Annotated in this window: 14 protein-coding genes, 1 pseudogene and 1 riboswitch; of the genes and pseudogenes, 11 read left to right on the top strand and 4 right to left on the bottom strand. The window is 59.7% G+C overall.

Annotated features, from left to right (window positions below):
- Window positions 1-23: 23 nt before the first annotated feature.
- A riboswitch (cobalamin riboswitch) is annotated at window positions 24-229 on the bottom strand.
- A gap of 45 nt (window positions 230-274) precedes the next feature.
- The gene (locus tag HU754_RS16845) at window positions 275-1,168 is read right to left on the bottom strand and encodes a LysR family transcriptional regulator (protein WP_093433378.1); all 894 of its coding nucleotides are present in this window, start codon (window positions 1,166-1,168) and stop codon (window positions 275-277) included.
- Between the two features lie 110 nt (window positions 1,169-1,278).
- Here HU754_RS16845 and HU754_RS16840 point away from each other — a divergent pair, with 110 nt between their 5' ends.
- The 7 genes from HU754_RS16840 (at window position 1,279) to HU754_RS16810 (ending at window position 9,047) form a co-directional block, all read left to right on the top strand.
- Window positions 1,279-2,286 (top strand): zinc-binding alcohol dehydrogenase family protein, encoded by a 1,008-nt coding sequence (locus tag HU754_RS16840; RefSeq protein WP_186624190.1) that lies wholly within the window; start codon window positions 1,279-1,281, stop codon window positions 2,284-2,286.
- Window positions 2,287-2,334: 48 nt separating this feature from the next.
- Window positions 2,335-3,507, top strand: coding sequence for an L-dopachrome tautomerase-related protein (locus HU754_RS16835; protein ID WP_186624191.1), 1,173 nt, complete (start codon window positions 2,335-2,337; stop codon window positions 3,505-3,507).
- Window positions 3,508-3,561: 54 nt separating this feature from the next.
- Complete coding sequence (nfsB, locus tag HU754_RS16830) at window positions 3,562-4,215, top strand: oxygen-insensitive NAD(P)H nitroreductase (RefSeq protein WP_099758926.1); 654 nt, start codon at window positions 3,562-3,564, stop codon at window positions 4,213-4,215.
- Window positions 4,216-4,242: 27 nt separating this feature from the next.
- On the top strand, window positions 4,243-4,551 hold the full coding sequence (locus HU754_RS16825; protein ID WP_095049901.1) for a putative quinol monooxygenase: 309 nt from the start codon (window positions 4,243-4,245) through the stop codon (window positions 4,549-4,551).
- A 36-nt stretch (window positions 4,552-4,587) separates the two neighbouring features.
- Complete coding sequence (gene mdeB, locus HU754_RS16820; protein ID WP_186624192.1) at window positions 4,588-7,251, top strand: alpha-ketoglutarate dehydrogenase; 2,664 nt, start codon at window positions 4,588-4,590, stop codon at window positions 7,249-7,251.
- A gap of 175 nt (window positions 7,252-7,426) precedes the next feature.
- Window positions 7,427-8,554 carry a saccharopine dehydrogenase family protein gene (locus HU754_RS16815; protein WP_186624193.1) on the top strand — a complete coding sequence of 376 codons (1,128 nt, stop codon included), beginning with the start codon at window positions 7,427-7,429 and terminating at the stop codon, window positions 8,552-8,554.
- 1 nt (window position 8,555) lies between these two features.
- Window positions 8,556-9,047, top strand: a complete 492-nt coding sequence (locus tag HU754_RS16810) for a DUF2269 family protein (protein ID WP_186624194.1) — start codon at window positions 8,556-8,558, stop codon at window positions 9,045-9,047.
- Here HU754_RS16810 and HU754_RS16805 read toward each other — a convergent pair.
- The 3 genes and pseudogenes from HU754_RS16805 to HU754_RS16795 all read right to left on the bottom strand — a co-directional run bounded on the left by HU754_RS16805 (window position 9,031) and on the right by HU754_RS16795 (window position 11,086).
- A complete protein-coding gene (locus tag HU754_RS16805; protein ID WP_186624195.1) occupies window positions 9,031-9,492 on the bottom strand; it encodes a thiol-disulfide oxidoreductase DCC family protein in 462 nt (153 codons plus the stop codon). The two genes, HU754_RS16810 and HU754_RS16805, sit on opposite strands and share 17 nt — an antisense overlap.
- A gap of 135 nt (window positions 9,493-9,627) precedes the next feature.
- Window positions 9,628-10,245 (bottom strand): annotated as a pseudogene (locus HU754_RS16800) (acyltransferase family protein); the annotation flags it as partial.
- Window positions 10,246-10,348: 103 nt separating this feature from the next.
- On the bottom strand, window positions 10,349-11,086 hold the full coding sequence (locus tag HU754_RS16795; protein ID WP_093433356.1) for a GntR family transcriptional regulator: 738 nt from the start codon (window positions 11,084-11,086) through the stop codon (window positions 10,349-10,351).
- Between the two features lie 212 nt (window positions 11,087-11,298).
- On the opposite strand from HU754_RS16795, the gene HU754_RS16790 reads away from it, so the two are divergent.
- The 4 genes from HU754_RS16790 (at window position 11,299) to HU754_RS16775 (ending at window position 19,402) form a co-directional block, all read left to right on the top strand.
- Window positions 11,299-12,132, top strand: a complete 834-nt coding sequence (locus HU754_RS16790) for an amidohydrolase family protein (RefSeq protein ID WP_093433353.1) — start codon at window positions 11,299-11,301, stop codon at window positions 12,130-12,132.
- Between the two features lie 30 nt (window positions 12,133-12,162).
- Window positions 12,163-13,461, top strand: coding sequence for an SLC13 family permease (locus tag HU754_RS16785; RefSeq protein WP_093433350.1), 1,299 nt, complete (start codon window positions 12,163-12,165; stop codon window positions 13,459-13,461).
- Window positions 13,462-13,827: 366 nt separating this feature from the next.
- Window positions 13,828-14,985: an HD-GYP domain-containing protein gene (locus tag HU754_RS16780; protein WP_186624196.1), complete on the top strand. Its 1,158-nt coding sequence runs from the start codon at window positions 13,828-13,830 to the stop codon at window positions 14,983-14,985.
- Window positions 14,986-15,028: 43 nt separating this feature from the next.
- Window positions 15,029-19,402 (top strand): response regulator, encoded by a 4,374-nt coding sequence (locus tag HU754_RS16775; RefSeq protein WP_186624197.1) that lies wholly within the window; start codon window positions 15,029-15,031, stop codon window positions 19,400-19,402.
- Window positions 19,403-19,439 lie beyond the last annotated feature (37 nt).

The raw sequence follows: 19,439 nt of genomic DNA, 5'->3' as shown, positions 1-19,439 counted from the left end.
CATGCCCGCCCACCGCAGGATTTTGCCAAACGAAATTCCAGGCCGGTCTCCGGGCTCGCGCGTATCGAGGTTTTCACCTTCCCATGGCCGTCTGGCCACAGTGGTGTATTGAAAACATCACGCGCATACCGTTGCGGGGGCAGCACCGGACTTGTTCGAAAAGAATGTACCGGTTTCCCGTTTCACCCCATGCACGGCGGCATGGGACACCTGAAACTGGCCGGCATCTGAACATTCGAGGAGCGTCTCGTCAATGCGGCAACCACCAGGGGAGCTATTGGATGCGTTCCAGAGCGACAAACTGGCCACTCAACCACGCATAAAGCTGAGACACCGCCGGGGTGATCTGCTTGCGATGCGGGCACACCAGACTCAACGGTGAGGCATTGCCGGGAAAATCCTTCAGTAGCACGACCAGTCGTCCTGCGATCACGTCTGCACTGACGTCCAGCCAGGATTTGTTGGCGATGCCTTCGCCGCTCAACGCCCAGCGGCGCACGATGTCGGCGTCGTCGCTGAACATCGGTCCCGAGACCTGGATCGTTTCACTGCCCAGACTCCACTTGTCGTAGATCCGGCCGCCTTGCTGGTAGAGCAGGCAAGCGTGGTTGTGCAGATCATCCGGCGTTTGCGGGTATCCGTGGCGCTCCACGTATTCCGGTGCGGCGACCAGTACCCGCCGGTTCCACGGTGCCAGCGGCAGCGCCACGTAGTTGGCGTCTTCATTCGAGCCGTATCGAATCGCCACGTCTACCGGGTCACGAAACAAGTCGGCCATCTGGTCCGACAGGGAAAAGCGCAAGGTCAGTTCCGGGTGCTGGCGGCGAAACAGTGTGAGCCACGGCAGCAAAATGTTGCGCCCCAGATCGGACGGCGCCGTCACTTGCAACACGCCGCGCAACGTGGCGTTTTCACCGCGCAGGTTTTCCTTGCCTTGCTTGAGCGCCTCCAGCACCGAGTGGGCGGTGGGCAAGTATTGCTCGCCCTCGGCGGTTAATCGCAGGCTGCGGGTGGTGCGCGCAAACAGACGCACGTCCAGCTCACGCTCCAGACGCTTGATCGCCGCGGCAACCTGACCGGGCAATAAATCCGCCTCATGGGCGGCAGCGGTGAAGCTGCCCAGCGCGGCGCTGCGGGTGAACAAACCAAGATCATCGATGCGGATCATTTTCACTCCTGCAGTGAAAGTGTTGGCGCATTCTGCTGGTTTTTCTTTGTGCTTGGGAAGTCGAAGATGGCGCCAAGCGAGCACATCAGCTCTTCAGACAGCGAGTTTCCATGAAAGCCATCACCTTCACCCAACACGCTTTGCCCATTGAAGACCCGCAATCGTTGCAGGACATCGACCTTCCGGTGCCAACTCCCGGCCCCCGGGATTTGCTCGTAGAAGTTCGTGCGGTGTCGGTCAATCCGGTCGATACCAAAGTACGCGCCGGCACTTTCACCAAAGAACCGAAAATCCTCGGCTGGGATGCCGCCGGTATTGTCCGCGAGGTCGGGGCTGAAGTGACGCTGTTTCAGCCTGGCGACGAAGTGTTCTACGCAGGCTCCCTTGCCCGCACCGGCAGTTATAGCGAATTTCACCTGGTGGACGAGCGAATCGTCGGGCACAAACCGCGTTCGTTAAGTGCTGCGGATGCCGCGGCATTGCCGTTGACCTCGATCACCGCCTGGGAACTGTTGTTCGACCGTCTCGGTGTCACCGAAGGTTCAGGGCAGGGCAAGTGCCTGTTGATCACGGGGGCAGCGGGCGGCGTCGGTTCGATGCTGGTGCAACTGGCCAGACAGTTGACGCAGCTGACCGTCATCGGCACCGCCTCGCGGCAGGAAACGGCTGACTGGGTCCGGCAATTGGGCGCGCATCACGTCCTCGATCACAGTCAGCCGCTGCTTGCACAGTTGCAGGCACTGGGCATCGACGAGGTCAGCCACGTCGCCAGCCTGACCCATACCGAGGAGCATTTTGCGCAGCTGATCGAAGTGCTCCAACCACAAGGGCGTCTGGGCGTGATCGACGATCCTGAGAGCCTCGATGTGATGCCGCTCAAGCGCAAGTCGCTGTCGCTGCACTGGGAGCTGATGTTCACCCGTTCGCTGTACGAAACCCCGGACATGATTGAGCAGCATCACCTGCTCAATCGCGTCAGCGATCTGATTGACCGGGGCATTTTGAAAACGACCGTCGGTGAACATTTTGGCGCGATCAACGCGGCAAACATGCGCCGTGCCCATGCCTTGGTCGAGAGCGGCAAGGCCCGAGGCAAACTGGTACTCGAAGGTTTCTGATTTCACTCATTCAGACGGGCCTGCACGCGGGCCGGTCAGGAGCAGCTCATGCGTATGAAAAAGCTTTCTGCTGCATTGGTCATGGTCATGGCAGCGCCGTTCGCCCATGCAATCAGCGCCGTGCCGTTGCCGGCCAATGCCCCCGCCGACCGATCCTTCGGCAAGCTCGAACAGGTCCATGCGTTCTACGACGCGATGCCCACCGGCGTGACCGTCACCGAGACCGGGCGAATCTTCGTCAACTTCCCGCGTTGGGGCGACAACGTGCCGTTCACCGTGGGCGAGATCCGCGACGGCAAAGTCGTGGCTTACCCGAACGCGGCGATCAACCAGGAAAACCTCAACGATCCCAGTGATGGTCTGATCAGCGTACAGAGCGTTGTGGCCGACGGGCGGGGCCGTGTCTGGTTGCTCGATACCGCCGCGCCGGGTTTCGCAGACCCGAAACCCAAAGGCGCGAAGCTGATCGCAGTGGATCTGGTCAGCAACCAGATCGTCAAGCGCCTGGTGTTCCCGGACAACGTCATGTTGCCGAGTACCTACGTTAACGACATGCGTTTCGACTTTCGCACAGGCCCGGAGGGAACGGTCTATCTCAGTGACTCGTCACTGCGCGGACCGGGCGCGATCATCGTCATGGACATCGCCAGCGGCAGTGCCATGCGCCGTTTGAGCGGTGTGCCGGCGACCTCGGTTGACCCGACGTTTGTCCCGGTGGTTGAAGGCCTGCCACTCACCGTTGAAGGTCCGGACGGCAAGCGCAAACCGTTGGGCGTGGCCTCGGACGGCATCGCGCTGTCGGCGGACGGCAAGACACTGTATTTCACACCGCTGTCGAGTCGGCACCTGTATTCGGTGTCCACCGCGTTGCTGCGTGATGCCAACTTCAGTGAACAGCAACTGACGGCCGCCGTGCAGGATCTGGGGGAGAAGGGCGCGTCCGATGGTCTGGAGGCTGACGCCGCCGGCGCCGTCTATGCCGGCGATTACGAGCACAACTCGATCCGCAAGCGTCTGCCGGACGGCCAATGGCAAACGCTGGTACACGACCCGCGCCTGCTCTGGCCAGACACATTGTCGATTGGCCCCGACGGCTATCTGTATTTCATCGCCAACCAGTTGCACCGCCAGGCGGCATTCCGTTCCGGGCAGGATCAGCGGCAAAAACCTTACAGCCTGATGCGTCTGAAGATCGACGCAGCGCCGGCGCCGACGCGCTGATTTCCAAGCGGCATTGAGTTCTACGCTTTCACTTTTCAGATCAGGAGTTCAATCATGGATCTCGTTTCTCTGGCCAAGCGCCGTTTCACCACAAAAGTTTTCGATGCCGAGCGCAAGATTCCCAGGCACACACTGGAGTTGCTGCTGGAACAACTGCGCAACAGCCCGTCGTCGGTCAACTCCCAGCCTTGGCATTTCGTGGTTGCCGAGAGTGATCAGAGCCGTGCGCGAATCGCCCACAGTACTCAGGGGCCGTTCAGCTTCAACCAGCCGAAAATACTCAACGCGTCGCACGTCATCGTCTTTTGCACTCGCACGCATCTGCCCGAGGAATACCTGCAGGCGTTGCTGGCTCAGGAAGCCATGGACGGGCGCTTTCACAATGCCGAGGCGCGAGCAGGGCAGGAGCGTGGACGGCGCGGTTTTGTCGATCTGCATCGCTTCGATCAGAAAGACCTGCAGCACTGGATGGAAAAGCAGACCTACCTCGCGCTGGGCACATTGCTGCTGGGTGCCGCCTCGCTGGGTATCGACGCGACGCCGATGGAAGGTTTCGACAGCAAAGTCCTCGACAGTGAACTGGGCCTGCGCGAACAGGGCTTCACCAGTCTGGTCGTGGTGAGCCTGGGCTATCACAGCAGCGAAGACTTCAACGCAGGCCTGCCCAAGTCCCGCTTGCCGTCCCAGTCGCTGTTTACCTTTCTCTGAATGCAGCCGGTCCCAGGAGTATTGAAGATGAGCCAGTCCACAGAAACATTGATCTCGATTGCCGTGCTCAAGGCCAGGTCAGGCCAGGAACAGGCCTTGAAAGAAGGCTTGCTGGCGCTGGTTGAGCCGACACGCGCAGAGCCGGGCAATCTCGACTATGTGTTGTTTGAACTGCGCGACCAGCGCGGCACGTTCTACATGCGCGAGGCCTTCAAGGATCAGGCGGCACTGGATGCGCATTTCGCCATGCCTTACTTCAAGCGCTTTGCCGCCGCGGCGGATGACCTGCTGGAAGAGCCGTTGCAACTGATATTTCTTGAGCACGTGTCGAACTGATCCAGTCGCCCATTCAACCTGTCAGGGTGTGCAGCCATGAAAGATACCGCGCAACGGCCAACCCACGGTACGCCGGTTCACGAAGACATCGATGCCATTGAAACCAACGAGTGGCTGGAAGCCCTGGCAGGTGTCGCGAAAGTCGGCGGCAGACCGCGCGTGCGGTTCTTGCTGCTGCGACTGGCCGAGCAGGCCAGCCGTCTCGGCGTGCAAACGACGGCGAGTGCGTATTCGCTGTACCAGAACACCATCGCGCTCGAACAGCAGCCGGTTTATCCCGGGGATCTGGTGATGGAGGAGCGCATCACCTCGATCATTCGCTGGAACGCCCTGGCCATGGTGGCGAAGGCGAACAAGGCCTATGGCGAATTGGGTGGTCACATCGCCAGTTACGCCTCGGCGGCGGAAATTTTCGAGGTCGGCTTCAATCACTTTTTCCGTGCGGACAGCGAAGCCGGGCGCGGTGATCTGGTTTACTTCCAGGCGCACTCTGCCCCCGGCGTGTACGCGCGGGCCTTTCTTGAAGGGCGTTTGCAGGCGTCGCAACTGGAGCGTTACCGGCAAGAAGTGAAGGGCGGCGGATTGTGTTCCTATCCGCATCCTTGGCTGATGCCCGACTTCTGGCAGTTTCCCACGGGCTCAATGGGTATTGGCCCGATCAATGCGATTTACCAGGCGCGGTTCCTGCGGTATTTGCAGCACCGTGGGATTGCCTCGACGGAGGGGCGGCATGTCTGGGGCGTCTTTGGTGATGGCGAGATGGACGAGCCGGAGTCCATCGCCGCGCTTTCGCTGGCAGCGCGGGAGAATCTCGACAACGTCACCTTCGTGATCAACTGCAACCTGCAGCGTCTCGACGGCCCCGTACGCGGCAACGGGCAAATCGTTCAGGAACTGGAGTCACTGTTCAGCGGCGCCGGCTGGAATGTGATCAAGGTGCTGTGGGGTTCGGACTGGGACCCATTGTTTGCCCGCGATGACGGCCATGCACTGTTGCGCCACTTCGCCGGGATGGTGGATGGCGAGTACCAGAATCTGGGGGCCAATGACGGTGCGTATAACCGCAGCCATTTCTTCGACCAGGATCCGCAGTTGCAGGCGTTGGTTGCAGACATGAGCCCGGAGCAGATCGACGCGTTGCGCCGGGGCGGTCACGACTTTCGTAAGTTGCATGCCGCGTTCGAGGCCGCGCGCAAGCACAAGGGCAGGCCGACCGTGGTGCTCGCCAAAACCAAGAAAGGTTTCGGCATGGGCCAGATCGGCGAGTCGCGCAACACCTCGCACCAGCAGAAAAAACTCGATATCGAGGTGCTCAAGGCATTCCGTGATCGTTTCGCCTTGCCGCTGGATGATGAGGCCGTGGCAGAAATGCGCTTCTACAAACCGGCCGACGACAGCCCCGAGTTGCGATACCTGCATCAGCAGCGACGGGCACTCGGTGGTTACTTGCCCAAGCGCAACGGTGTGGCTGCACCAATAGCCGTGCCACCGCTCGACAGCTATGGCCGTTTTGCGCTGAAGGCCGATGAGCGTGAAAACTCGACGACCATGGCGGTGGTGCGACTGTTTACCCATCTGATCAGGGACAAACAATTGGGGCCGCGCATTGTGCCGATAGTCGCCGATGAAGCGCGTACATTCGGCATGGCGAATCTGTTCCGGCAGATCGGGATTTATTCATCCGTCGGCCAGTTGTACGAGCCAGAAGATGCCGGCGCGCTGCTCTATTACAAGGAATCGACCGACGGGCAACTGCTCGAAGAAGGCATCACCGAAGCCGGCGCGATTTCTTCCTGGATCGCTGCGGCGACGTCCTACAGCGTCAATGGCGAGCCGATGTTGCCGTTCTACATTTACTACTCGATGTTCGGCTTTCAGCGCATTGGCGACCTGATCTGGGCAGCGGCCGACCAGCGCGCCAGAGGCTTTTTGATCGGCGCCACATCGGGGCGCACAACGCTGGCGGGTGAAGGACTGCAGCATCAGGACGGCTCCAGTCAGTTGATGGCAGCCACTGTGCCCAACTGCCGCGCCTACGACCCGGCATTTGCCAGCGAGGCGGCGGTGATCATCGACCATGGCGCCCGGCGCATGCTGGAGCAGCAAGAGGATGAGTTCTATTACCTGACGGTAACCAACGAGAACTACGTTCAGGCCTCACTTGAACCAGACGAACACGCGGACGTGATTCGCGGCATGCGCCTCTATGCGCGCTATGGCGAGGAGGTACCGGCGGTTCGTTTACTGGGTTCGGGAGCGATTCTGCGCGAGGTGATTGCCGCTGCGCACATGCTGGATCAAGAGTGGCAAGTCAGCAGCGAAGTGTGGAGCGTGACCAGCTTCTCCGAACTCGCCCGGGATGCCCGCGAGGTGCAGCGTCAGCAAGTGTTCGGCGGCGATGTCGAGTGCCAGAGTCACCTGCTGCATTGTCTGCCCGGTAACGCTCCAGTCGTGGCGGCCAGTGATTACGTGCGTGCCTATGCACAATTGGTGGTGCCGTATTTACAGGCGCCGTGCATCTGCCTGGGCACCGACGGATTTGGACGCAGCGACACACGTTCGGCGTTGCGCAGCTTCTTTGAAGTGGATCGCTATCACATCGTTTTGGCGGCGCTTGCTTCGCTCGATCCGCAGGCACATGCCCAGGCTCGGGCGAAATACGGCATCGACGCCGACGCCGAAGCCCCCTGGAATTGCTGAGTTTTCACGTCGTGTGTTGCGTCTTTCATCAACCAACAATCGCGACGGCACACTCTGGCTGTCTGCTGCGCAAATGGATCGCGTCGGCTGGCGAACAACTGATCTGAATGGCCTGCTGACGTTCGGCCCTATATCCTTCCCGCCTGTTTGATGAAATGACTTAGGGAAGAATTGCATGCCGTTCAGGGTGATGGTGGTCGGGGGCTACGGAAATTTCGGCAGCATCGTGTGCAGACATCTGGCGCTGATGCCGGACATCGGGCTGGTGCTGTCGGGTCGTGATCCGCGCAAGTTGCAGCGCAAACTCGATGAGCTCAACAGCCATTCGGGAAACGTCTGCGAAGGCTGGTGCGGCGATGCCATGGGGACGGAGTTCGAAGCCGCTTTGCGTGCGCTGAGCATTCAGTTGGTCGTCCATACCGGCGGGCCGTTTCAGGGGCAAGCTTATGCCGTTGCGCAGCGTTGCATCGATGCCGGCGTGAACTACTGCGACCTCGCGGACTGCCGCACCTTCGTCAACGGCATCGACGTGCTCGACGCGCGGGCGAAACAAGCGGGCGTGGCGATCCTCAGTGGTTGCAGCTCGGTGCCGACACTGTCTTCAGCGATCATTGATGAGCAGCGCCAGCGCTTTTCGCGCATTGACTCGATCAAGCATGGCATCTCTTCCTCGGCGAAAATGCCCGGGTTATCGACCATCGAAGGTGTCCTGGCTTATGCCGGCAAACCGATCAAGCAACTCAAGAACGGCAAAGTCCATGAAGTGTCGGGCTGGCTGGACCTGACCCTGCGCAAGATGCCGCAGATGGGCACGCGATTGCTGGCCAACGTCGATGTCCCGGACATGGACATCTTCGCCGGTCGTTATGGTGCGCAAACCCTGAGCTTCAAGGCCGGCGCCGGTCTCAAGCTCGGCGGTATCGCCAACGGCTTGCTGGCGCAGGCGCTGAAAGTCGGGCTGGTGCGCGACCATGCCTTGTGGGCCGGAAGACTGCATCGGTTGGGCATGCGATTTGAGCGATTCGGCGATGGCAAAAGTGCGATGTACATCGACGTGCAGGGCCTTGGTGTTGATGGCAAACCGCTGTCGATGACCGCGCAACTCACCGCTTTGAACGACAAAGGCCCGGAGATCCCCAGCTGCGCCGCCGTGGCCCTGGCCACGAAAATGGCCCAGGGTTACGTGCCAACCGCCGGCGCCAGACCGTGCGTGGGCGAAATCAGCGTCGCCGAGTACATGGCCGCGATCAACGACCCGGACAACCTGAGCCTGGCCGTGCATTTTTCGGACGGGCAGCGCTGACATGCTCTACCTGTGCCTCAAGTACCTGCACATCATCGCCGCGATCTTCCTGTTCGGTTTCGGCATGGGCTCCTACCTCTACCTGATCGCCGCCAGCCGCACCGGCAATCCGTACGTGATAGCGCACGTCGCGCGCATGGTGGTGCGCTTCGACACCTGGATCACCACGCCGGCCGGGTTTGTGCAGATCATCACCGGTTATCTGCTGATGCGGCTTTCGGGGTTGTCGATGAGCACCGAGTGGGTGCTGACCTCGCTGATTGTCTTCTTCTGCGTCGGCTCGCTGTGGCTGCCGGTGTTGCTCCTGCAGAAGCGCCTGTATGTGATGGCGTCGAGTGCGAGCGAGGCGGGGACGGGGCTTGATGAGCAGTATCAAGCCGTTTACCGGAAGTGGTTCTGGATGGGCGTGCTCGGGTTTGCCGGAATGTTTGTCATCGTGCTGATGATGGTGACGAAGATGACACCGGTGCAGTTGATTAGCTTTCTGGCGTAGTTATTTTCAGAAAGCGCTGTTGATGATCCGGGGTTGGCAGCAGGCAGGTGTCGTACTTGCCGAACAGTCGGTAGCGGTTCAGCGCGATGCGGTCGTAGGCCCAGTCGCGCAGGCCGCGCGGGAATACACGTAGCAGCCGCAATGCCTGCCAGCGGGCGGGTAGTTGGCTGATGACTTCGAAGAACGCGTCTGAACGTTCCCAGTAGTGACGGTCACGGATTACCGCCATGGTGTCGAATTGGTCGACTGGCAGGCCGGCCCACGCGAGCAAGGCTTGTCCCTCCGGCGACTGCACCGCTGCCAGACGCACGCGACGTTGATGATCATGACGAATCAAAAAACGCGCCCAGCCGTTGCAGAGTTTGCACACGCCATCGAACAGGACCACGGATTCGCCGGGGTTGAGGAACGGGGCGGGGGTAGGGCGGGTTTTTGGCGTGGGCATGGGTTTTGTGTTCAAGACGTCGGGTGTTGCGATCATAGCGCCGCCAGCAGTGGTTCGCGAATGACCGCGCTCGCTTAGGCACATGAATGTGAGAGACAGACCACGTTCAGCAGCGCGATCTGTCGCCTGTCGCCGTCAAGCCGTTGCCTCACTTGCCCGAACGGCCCCCACTCGATCCTTGGAGCCGGCCCGAAGTTTATGCCGATACTTCAACGCTGGCCGCTCGACGCAGTAATACGAAACACCACTGAGCAAGAACGACAGCACCAACACCGTTGCAACCTTGGACCAATCGAATGAGGTGATCGGCCAGAGGCCGTGCAGGAAGTAAATCACCACGAAGTGATTGAGGAATACGCCATAGCTGATGTTCCCGAGAAACTCGTCAATCCGGTGAAATTTTAGTGTTGTCAGCCCGTACACGGCAGGGATGCCCAGGGCAATGCCGGCGGCCACTTCGGCGGTGAACGGCCGACGTTCGATCCAGCCCATCATGATCGCCGCAAAGATCAATGCCGCTGCCACAGCGGTACCGCCAGCAATCGCGAAACCCTTCGTCTGCGGTTTATAGAGGTAGCTGCCGCACAGGAAGATGAACAGGACACCCGGCAACAGACGGTAGCCGTAGTAGTCGGTGTTGATGAATCCAAGGCAGGCGGGGATGAAGACCGCAACCGACAAGGCGAAGGCCGCGCCCCGTAGTCTGTAGATGAGCAGGAACGGGATCACCAGGTAGAAACACATCTCCAGTCCGGCTCAGGTTGAGCCTGAACAAGCCGGTTACGCCCCCGGTTGGACCGCCGGCGTAACCTCGACACCCTCGGCTGCTAGGGCGTGGGAGCCCTTGTCACTGGGCTCATGAGATATCGATCTGGTACCTGAACCCCTCGGCCGCCGCGCGGGAAATTCGGTATTCGAGCGGGGAGCGGTCATAGCCGAGGGCGGTGCGCTCGATGGTGACGACCGGGGCGCCTTCTTTGATTGAAAGGGTTTTGGCGGTGGCCCGGTCGGCTTGCTCTACGGTGAGGGTCTCTGTCGCCGAGCCGATACATTGTCCGCACTGGGTTTCATAAAACGGGTAGAGCAGTTCGCCGAAGCTTTCGGATTCAATTTCCAGCAATACGCCGAACCGTGTGGCGGGGAGCCAGATATCCTCGTGAAACAGTGTGCGGCTTTCAACCATCCGCAGCCGTTCCAGGTGCACGACGTCTTCGTCGCCCTGCAATTTCAGGGCTGTTGCCACAGGTTGAGAGGGTTTTTGCCGGCTCTTTGCCAGGATGCGGCTGGTCGGTATTTCGCGCCCGCCAGCGGCATTCACTTGCCTGAAGAATCGCGCCAGTGAGGCATCGAAGTTGGGACGGCGCACATAGGTGCCCCGGCCCTGGCTGCGCAGGAGCAGGCCCTCATTGACCAGTGTGTCCACGGCCTTTCGTACCGTGCCGATGGCTACACCATAGTGTTTGGTGAGCTCGGCCTCCGTGGGGATGGGCGCGCCTGGCATCCATTCGCCGGTGGCGATCTTGGCGAGCATTTCTTCTCGCAGGCGCTGATAGAGCGGCAAGCGCTCGTCGTATCCGAGGGTAGGGGCGTTCATTTTTCTTTGATTCCTTTTCGGCATGCGCAGCCACTTTAGCACCTGCGTGAGGTTTGACAGATATCCATCTCTGAATATATGGTGATCTAGTCATATATATGAATTTAAGCTTCTGTACACGTGCTGACGATTGCAGGATTGGGCCAAATAACCTGATTTCTCATGGCGGCAGGTGATTCTCCATAACAACAAACGAACGGGGTTATCTGTTTATGACCAGCCTTCACCCTCCTGCCTTCACCGGTGTGGACACGCACGCCCACGTCTTCCGCCAGGATCTGCCGATGGTTGCCAACCGTCGCTACAGCCCGCGTTACAACGCTTTGGTGGAGCAATACGTGGATCACCTGGATCGCCACGGTTTTTCACACGGCGTATTGATTCAGCCGAGCTTTCTGGGCACCGACAATCACTTCATGCTCGACGCGTTGCGCCGTTATCCGCAGCGCTTGCGTGGGGTGGCGGTGGTGGATGTCGACGTCAGCGAAACCCTGCTGGACGAATTGGCCGAAGCGGGTGTGGTTGGTATCCGTTTGAATCTCATTGGCAAGGCGCTGGCGGATTACAGCGGCCCAGCCTGGACCACTCTGTTCCAGCGGTTGGCGCTGCGGGGATGGCAAGTTGAAGTTCAGCGCGGCATCGATGACCTGGCGCCGATCGTATCGGCCATCAGGGCCTGCGGTGTGACCGTGGTCATCGATCATTTCGGCCTGCCGACGGGGGGCATCGATGCCGGGAACCCCAACCATCAGGCGTTTCTTGAGTTGCTGAAGGATGACGGGGTGTGGCTCAAGTTGTCCGCCCCGTACCGCAGTCGATCCGATCTTGCCCAGGCATCGCATGGGCTGGCGCTGTTGCGCGACGCGAGTGGCGGTCTCCAGCGACTCGTCTGGGGCAGCGATTGGCCCAACACTCAGTATGAACAGCAGACGGACTATTCCCGGCAAGTGGCTTTCCTCGAAGGCTTGCTGCCGGACGCGGCCGAGCGGGCGCATGTGCTGAAGGACAACCCAGCGAAGCTGTTTGGCTTCGAAATACGCTGCTAAACGATCAATAACAACAATAGGACTTCCATCATGATGAGCCTGCTCGTCGTCGCGGCAATCGTTGTCGCCGTTGCCCTGGGTTACAAGACCAAGATCAACATAGGTCTGTTCGCCATCGCTTTTGCTTACCTGATCGGCTGTTACGGCATGGGGTTGAGCCCGTCCGACGTCATCAGCCTGTGGCCGTTGAAGATTTTCTTCATCATCTTCTCGGTTTGTCTGTTCTATAGTTTTGCCACCGTCAATGGCACGCTTGAAAAATTGGCGGAGCATCTGATTTATCGATGCCGGTCGATGCCTCAATTGTTGCCGTTCGCGGTCTTCTTCACGGCAACCACCATCTCGGCGATGGGGGCGGGCTACTACACAGTGCTGGCGTTCATGGCGCCCATCACGCTGCTGCTGTGCGAGCGCACCGGGATGAGCCTGATCACGGGCGGCATGGCGGTCAACTATGGCGCCTTGAGCGGAGCCAACTTCGTCTCCAGCCAGAGTGGAATCATTTTTCGTGGCTTGATGGCCAATGCTGGCATCCCGGAAAACGAGGCCTTCATCAACGCCGCAGCGATTTTCGCCAGTACCCTGGTGATACCGCTGGCGGTGATTTCGGTATTGGTGTTTCTCACCGGCCATGGCAAGGCGATGAAAGCGTCCGCTTATGCGGTCGCCGTGCCGACGCCACTGAACCGCGAGCAGACAATCACCCTGTGGCTGACGTTAGCGATGATGGTGATCGTACTGGCGGCCCCCGTCGCGCAAATTGTCTTCCCGGCAAATTCCACGGTGAGCTTCATCAATTCGAAGATGGACATCGGTTTGATCGCCAGCCTGTTCTCGGTGATCGCGCTCTTGCTGAAACTGGGCGACGAACGCAAGGCAATGGCGTCTGTGCCTTGGGGCACGTTGATCATGATCTGTGGTGTGGGCATGCTGATCTCGGTTGCGATCAAGGCCGGGACCATCGGCTTGCTGGCATCGTGGATGGGCAATAGCATTGCGCCGATCATGGTGCCGATTGTCTTCGGTGTGGTGGCGGCGTTCATGTCGCTGTTCTCCAGCACACTGGGGGTGGTGACGCCGGCGCTGTTCCCATTGGTGCCACCGCTTGCCACGGCACTGGGGCTAGATCCGATGATCCTGTTTGTGGCCATTGTCGTTGGCGCTCAAGCCACCTCCATCTCGCCGTTCTCCTCTGGTGGTAGCTTGATATTAGGCTCATGTGTCACGGAGCAGAGTCGCAGCTCACTGTTCCAGCAGCTCCTGTTTCGCGCAGCGCCACTTGGCTTTGTCGCGGCACTGGTGTTCAACGCTGTCCTCACGTTCCTCTAAGCACGGCTCTTCACGGCCCGGCGCCTTTGCCGAGCCGTTGCATTTGGCACGTCGATCAATCAATAGGGAAAAATGACCATCATTGATGTGCCGGGAAGTGTGCAAGCCATCCGATATCGGTCAAATCGAATGGGGTTGCTTGCCGTCGCCCAGCACGTTAAGGCTTTTATCGCGCTAACTGAACCGGACGCTGAAGCCCATGCTCGTTAATTTACGAGCGCTCTAGCCAGAATTCATCCACCTGATGCTGGGAACCAGCCTACAGATCTCCGCCTAGCGATTGCAGCTTTTATAGCTACGCTTGCCAGCATGAGACTGGTGCAAGTGCGCCAACTCCTTAATTGTCTGGCAAGGGAGCCAACAACCATGGATAGCACTCAGGGCGTTTATCCATCAGCGACCGTTCTGGTGGTCGACGATACCCCCGACAACCTGATGTTGATCGCCGAGTTGCTGAAGGACAAATATCGGGTCAAGGCCGCCAACAGCGGCGAAAAGGCCCTCCGCCTTCTTCAGGCCGACCCGCTTCCCGATCTGATTCTGCTGGATATCATGATGCCGGGCCTGTCCGGTTATGACGTTGCCGAGCAGCTCAAGCTTGACGTTCGCATTCGCCATATACCGATCATTTTCCTCACCTCCATGACCGCCACGGAGGACGAGATTCGCGGCTTGAGCCTCGGGGCTGCGGATTACATCACCAAGCCGATCATCCCCCCGGTGCTCATGGCCAGGGTCGAGACCCAAATCAAGCTCAAGTCCGTTGCCGATTTCCTGCGCAATCAGAATGAGTTTCTGGAGCGGGAAGTGCAGCGCCGCACCCAGGAGGTGATCGCCATCCAGGATGTCACCATCCACGCCATGGCTTCGCTGGCCGAAACCCGTGACAACGAAACCGGCAACCACATTCGCCGTACCCAGCACTACATCAAACGCCTGGCTGAACTGTTGCGAAACCACCCGCGCTTCCGGCACTTTCTCGACGAGGACAGCATCAAGCTGCTCTTCAAATCGGCACCGCTGCACGATATCGGCAAGATTGGCATTCCCGATCGCATCCTGCTCAAACCGGGACGGCTCACCGCTGAAGAATTCGAGATCATGAAGACCCACACCACATTGGGGCGTGACGCCATCCAGCACGCGGAGGATCAATTAGGCATAAACGTCGATTTCCTTCATTTGGCCAAGGAAATCGCCTACGGCCATCAGGAAAAGTGGGATGGCAGTGGCTATCCGCAAGGCGTGGCCGCCGACGATATCCCGATCAGCGCCAGGTTAATGGCCGTGGCAGATGTCTACGATGCGCTGATCAGCCGCCGCGTGTACAAGCCCGGCATGCCTCACGAGCAGGCGGTGAAAATCATCGGCGAAGGCCGGGGCTCGCATTTTGATCCGGACATCTGTGACGCGTTTCTCGCCAATGCCGAGCAGTTCCGCGCAATTGCCGAGCGTTTTGCCGACAGCGACCAGGACATGGCCAGGCAGTTAGCACTGCTTGAGCAGATTGCCGAACGTCCCTGAATCCCGCGCATTACTCTGCACATCCAGCTGAAAGAGGCCGTTTATGAACAGACTGTTCGAGATGCTCGAGCGCCTGTCTCTGCGCAGTAAATTGATCATCGGCTTCGCTGCGCTGCTGATATTGATCCTGATATTGGGCGTGCAAAGCCTGCGCACGCAGTATTCGCTAAGAACTGAAATGCAGCAGTTGTACCAACAGGATCTGGTAGGTATTCAGCATGTGCAGGAGGTCCGGGTGCAGTTGCCGCATCTGTTGCTCGCCATGCAACGTGCAATCGCGACCAACAACGCAGACATCCGTATCAGCGCCAGAGCCCAGATGGATGTCGCCCAGGCGCGACTCCACGAAGCGCTGGAGCAGGTTCGTCCAACGCTGCGCAGGCAGAGCAGCGTCAGCAGCCTGCTGGAATTCGAAATGGTATTAAAGCGTCTGCAAAAAGACGGCGATGAGGCGCTGGAGCTGGCCGGCAAGGGTTCCTTGGGTCAGGCCTTGATGTTGCTCAACAGTAAAGATTTTCTTGCGCTGGAACAGGGCGGCGACGGGCTGCTCAACAAGATCGAGAAAAACAAGGAAGCCGACATCCACGATACAGCGAAGAACCTGGCGGAGTACGCAGAGCGAAGTACTGCGATTACGTCCATCTTGCTGCTGGGTGGGTCGACGCTGGCCTTGCTGTTGACCTGGCTGGTCAGTTATTCCATTCGCGTGCCGTTGAATCGCGTCCGCGTGGCGGTGGACGAATTGGCGTCCGGCAAGCTGGACGGTCACATCCCGCACACCGATCTTCGCAACGAAACCGGCGACCTGGCGCGTGCCATCGCCACGCTGCAGTTGGAAGCTTGTCAGCTTGAGCGCCAGCGCTGGATCAAAAACCACACGTCGCTCCTGCAAGTGGATCTGCAACAGGCGGAGACGCCGCAGCAGTTGGCCCAGGCTTTTTTCAGCCACATCGCGCCGCAGTTGGGCATGTGCCAGGGAGCGCTTTACGTTCTCTATGAAGGCGCGGCACGCCTGCGCCTGGTTGGCGGTTATGCGGTGGACAGTGTTCACCCGCTCCCCGCTGAACTTGATCTCGGTGAAGGGTTGCTTGGCCAGTGCGCACTGGATCGCCAGCCCCGCCAGCTTCAGGATCTACCGGAGCCGTTTTGGCATGTGCGCACGCCGTTGGGCGCAGCCCCCGCCAGCGTCCTGTTGGTTCAGCCCGTGATGCGTGGCGAACGCCTGCTCGGGGTGATGGAAATGGCCGGTTTTCGCCAACTGGAAGAGAATGAAGCGCTGCTACTGCAAGAAGTCCTGCCCCGGCTGGCCGGCGCCATGGCCATTATGGAACGCAGTGAGGCAGCTCAGGCGCTGCTCTTGGAAACTCGCCGTCAGGCAGACGAAATGGGCGCGCAGGCTTTGCAACTGGAGCACCAGGCCAGCGAGCTGGAGGCCCAGCAGGCCGCATTGCGCGCCACCGAAGCCTGGTACCGCGGCATCATCGAGGCAGCACCGGACGGCATGCTGGTGCTGGGCGCCGACGGTCGCATCCTGATGACCAACCCGCAAATGGATACCCTGTTTGGCTACGCCCCCGGCGAGCTGATTGGCGCCAGCATCGAGCGTCTGGTACCGCAGGCTGCCCGCGAGCGCCATGTCAGGTTACGCGACGGCTTCATTGCCAGCGGCGGAACCCGGCAGATGGGCGGCGATCTTGATGATCTGAGCGGCGTACGCAAAGACGGCAGTTTGTTCTCCGTAGAAATTGGCCTTTCCCATCTACCGCGCCTGGAGGGGCGTGGCGTCTGTGTGTGCGCCTCGGTGCGCGATGTCAGTGAGCGTAGGGCGATGGAAGCCAGGCTGCGCACGGCCAGCGATCGTCTGAATCTGGCGCAGGAGTCCGGTGACATCGGGCTGTTCGACGTCGACCTGATCAGTGGCACAAATTACTGGACCCCCCAACTTGAAGTCCTGTTTGGTCTGGAGCCAGGCGGCTTCGGCGGTACGCTGGCGCACTGGAAGGCACTGGTGCATCCCGACGACCTGGCGCGGGTCAGCAGCACGTTCGAGAGTGCCGTCCAGAGTGGCGATGATCGCGCCGAGTTCGACTTCCGGATTGTGCGTAAAAACGATGGGCAGGTGCGCACGTTCCGGTCGCTGAATCGCTTTTCACGCACGCCTGACGGCAAGCCATTGCGCGCAACCGGCATCAACATCGATGTCACCGCACTGGCAGAGGCAAGGGCTGCGGCCGAGGAGGCCACGCAGGCCAAGAGCGAGTTTCTCGCCAACATGAGCCATGAGATCCGAACACCGATGAACGCCATCATCGGCATGAGCCACCTGGCGCTGCGTACCGAACTGGATAAGCGCCAGCGCAACTACATTGAAAAAGTCCACCGATCAGCGGAGAACCTGCTGGGAATCATCAACGACATTCTCGACTTCTCAAAAATCGAAGCCGGCCGAATGAGTCTCGAACAGATCCCGTTCCGTCTGGAAGATGTACTCGACAGCTTCGCTGCCATGATCGGCTTGAAGACCGAGGACAAGGGGCTGGAGTTGTTGTTTCAGATTCCGCCTGACCTGCCCACGGCACTGCTGGGCGATCCCTTGCGGCTGGGGCAGGTGCTGATCAACCTCGGCAACAACGCGGCCAAGTTCACCGAGCACGGTGACATCGTGGTCGGCGTTGAAGAAGTTGCTTCTCACAACGAACACGTGCAACTGCATTTCTGGGTGCGCGACACGGGCATCGGCATGACCGTCGAGCAGTGTTCACGTCTGTTCCAGTCGTTCAGTCAGGCTGACAGTTCGATCACTCGCAAGTACGGGGGCACCGGGCTGGGATTGTCCATCTCGAAGAGGCTGGTGGAGCTGATGGCCGGTCGAATCTGGGTTGAAAGCCAACCGGGAGTCGGCTCCACGTTTCACTTCCAGGTACAACTCGGCGTACAGCAAAATGTTCCGCCGCGTCGCATGTTCAAGGCTGGCGAGCTGTTGGGCATGCGCGTGCTTGTCGTGGATGATAACGCCAGTGCCCGTGAAATCCTTTCGGGCATGGCGCGCAGCTTTGGTCTGGAAGTGGATGTCGCGCAGAGCGGTAGTCTGGCGCTGCGCATGTTGGCCGACGCCGAGCACAAGGTGCTGCCTTACGATCTGGTCTTGATGGACTGGCGGATGCCCGGCATGGATGGCATGGAGGCTGTGAGCAGAATGCATTCCGCCAGCCTGATGCGCACGCCATCGGTGATCATGGTGACCGCTTTTGGCCGCGAAGAAGCCCGCGAAGAAGCCGAGCGCCAGGGCATCCAGTTGCCGGTGGTACTGACCAAACCTGTCACGCCGTCCTCGTTACTTGAAGCCATCGGTGTCGTGCTGGGCAGAGACACCCACAGCGATACTCGGGCTGGCGAACGCTCCCTGCACAATGCCAACACCGTCGCCAGCCTCAATGGAGCGCGACTGCTTCTGGTCGAAGACAACGATCTGAATCAGGAACTGGCCAGCGAGCTACTGGAGAGCGTCGGAATACGCTTGCGACTCGCCACGCACGGCCAAGAGGCCCTGGATATTCTCGGCGAGGATGACGACTTCGATGGCGTGCTGATGGATTGCCAGATGCCGGTGATGGATGGCTACACGGCCACCCGGAAAATTCGTCAGCAACCGCGCTTCCGCACTCTGCCAGTGATCGCCATGACCGCCAACGCCATGGACGGTGACCGCGAGCGCGCGCTCGAATGCGGTATGAACGACCATATCTCCAAGCCACTCAACGTCGAAACCATGTTCGCCACAATGGCAAAATGGATCAAGCCACGAGCCGCTCAAGCTTCGCTGAACGCAGGTTTGGTCGATGGATTGCCAGATCGTCTTGAGGGCATTGATCTGGCGGCGGGACTCGCCACCTGCATGGGGCGGCGGGATCTCTACTTACGTCTGCTCTGCAAGTTTCGCGATACTCAGAAAGATTTTTCCGAGCAATTCCAGGCCGCACGAATCGATCCGGATTCTGCTGCTGCCGCACGACTGGCGCACAGCTTGCGCGGCACCGCCGGCAACATCGGCGCCAAGGCCGTGGCGCAGGCCAGCACGTTGTTAGAACAGGCCTGTCAGGACAACGAACCGGCTGAGGTCGTGCAAGCGCTAGCGATGCAGGTCGAGCATTACTTGCTCCCGACCCTCGCGAGCCTGGCGAACCTTGAGGCGGACACACTGGCCTCCACGGAGGGTGACCTGCTGGACGACTCGGCAATCAGCGAGCAACTGAACAGGCTTATTGTTCTTCTGGACGAAGGTGATACGGCGGCTGTGGACGTGCTGGCGGCCCTGCGCAACAGGCCACTCGATCGAGCGTTGGCAGAACGTCTGGCACTTGCCGCGGCGCAGGTGGAGCTGTTCGACTTTGATCGCGCCTTGAAGCTCCTTCAGTAAAAGTGAGTTGGGTAAACACGTAGCCGTTTAGTTTTAA

This window comes from Pseudomonas zeae (assembly GCF_014268485.2).
Taxonomy (GTDB): domain Bacteria; phylum Pseudomonadota; class Gammaproteobacteria; order Pseudomonadales; family Pseudomonadaceae; genus Aquipseudomonas; species Aquipseudomonas neuropathica.
Note: the sequence above shows the minus strand (reverse complement) of the source record. Positions and strands in the feature narration are given on the sequence as shown.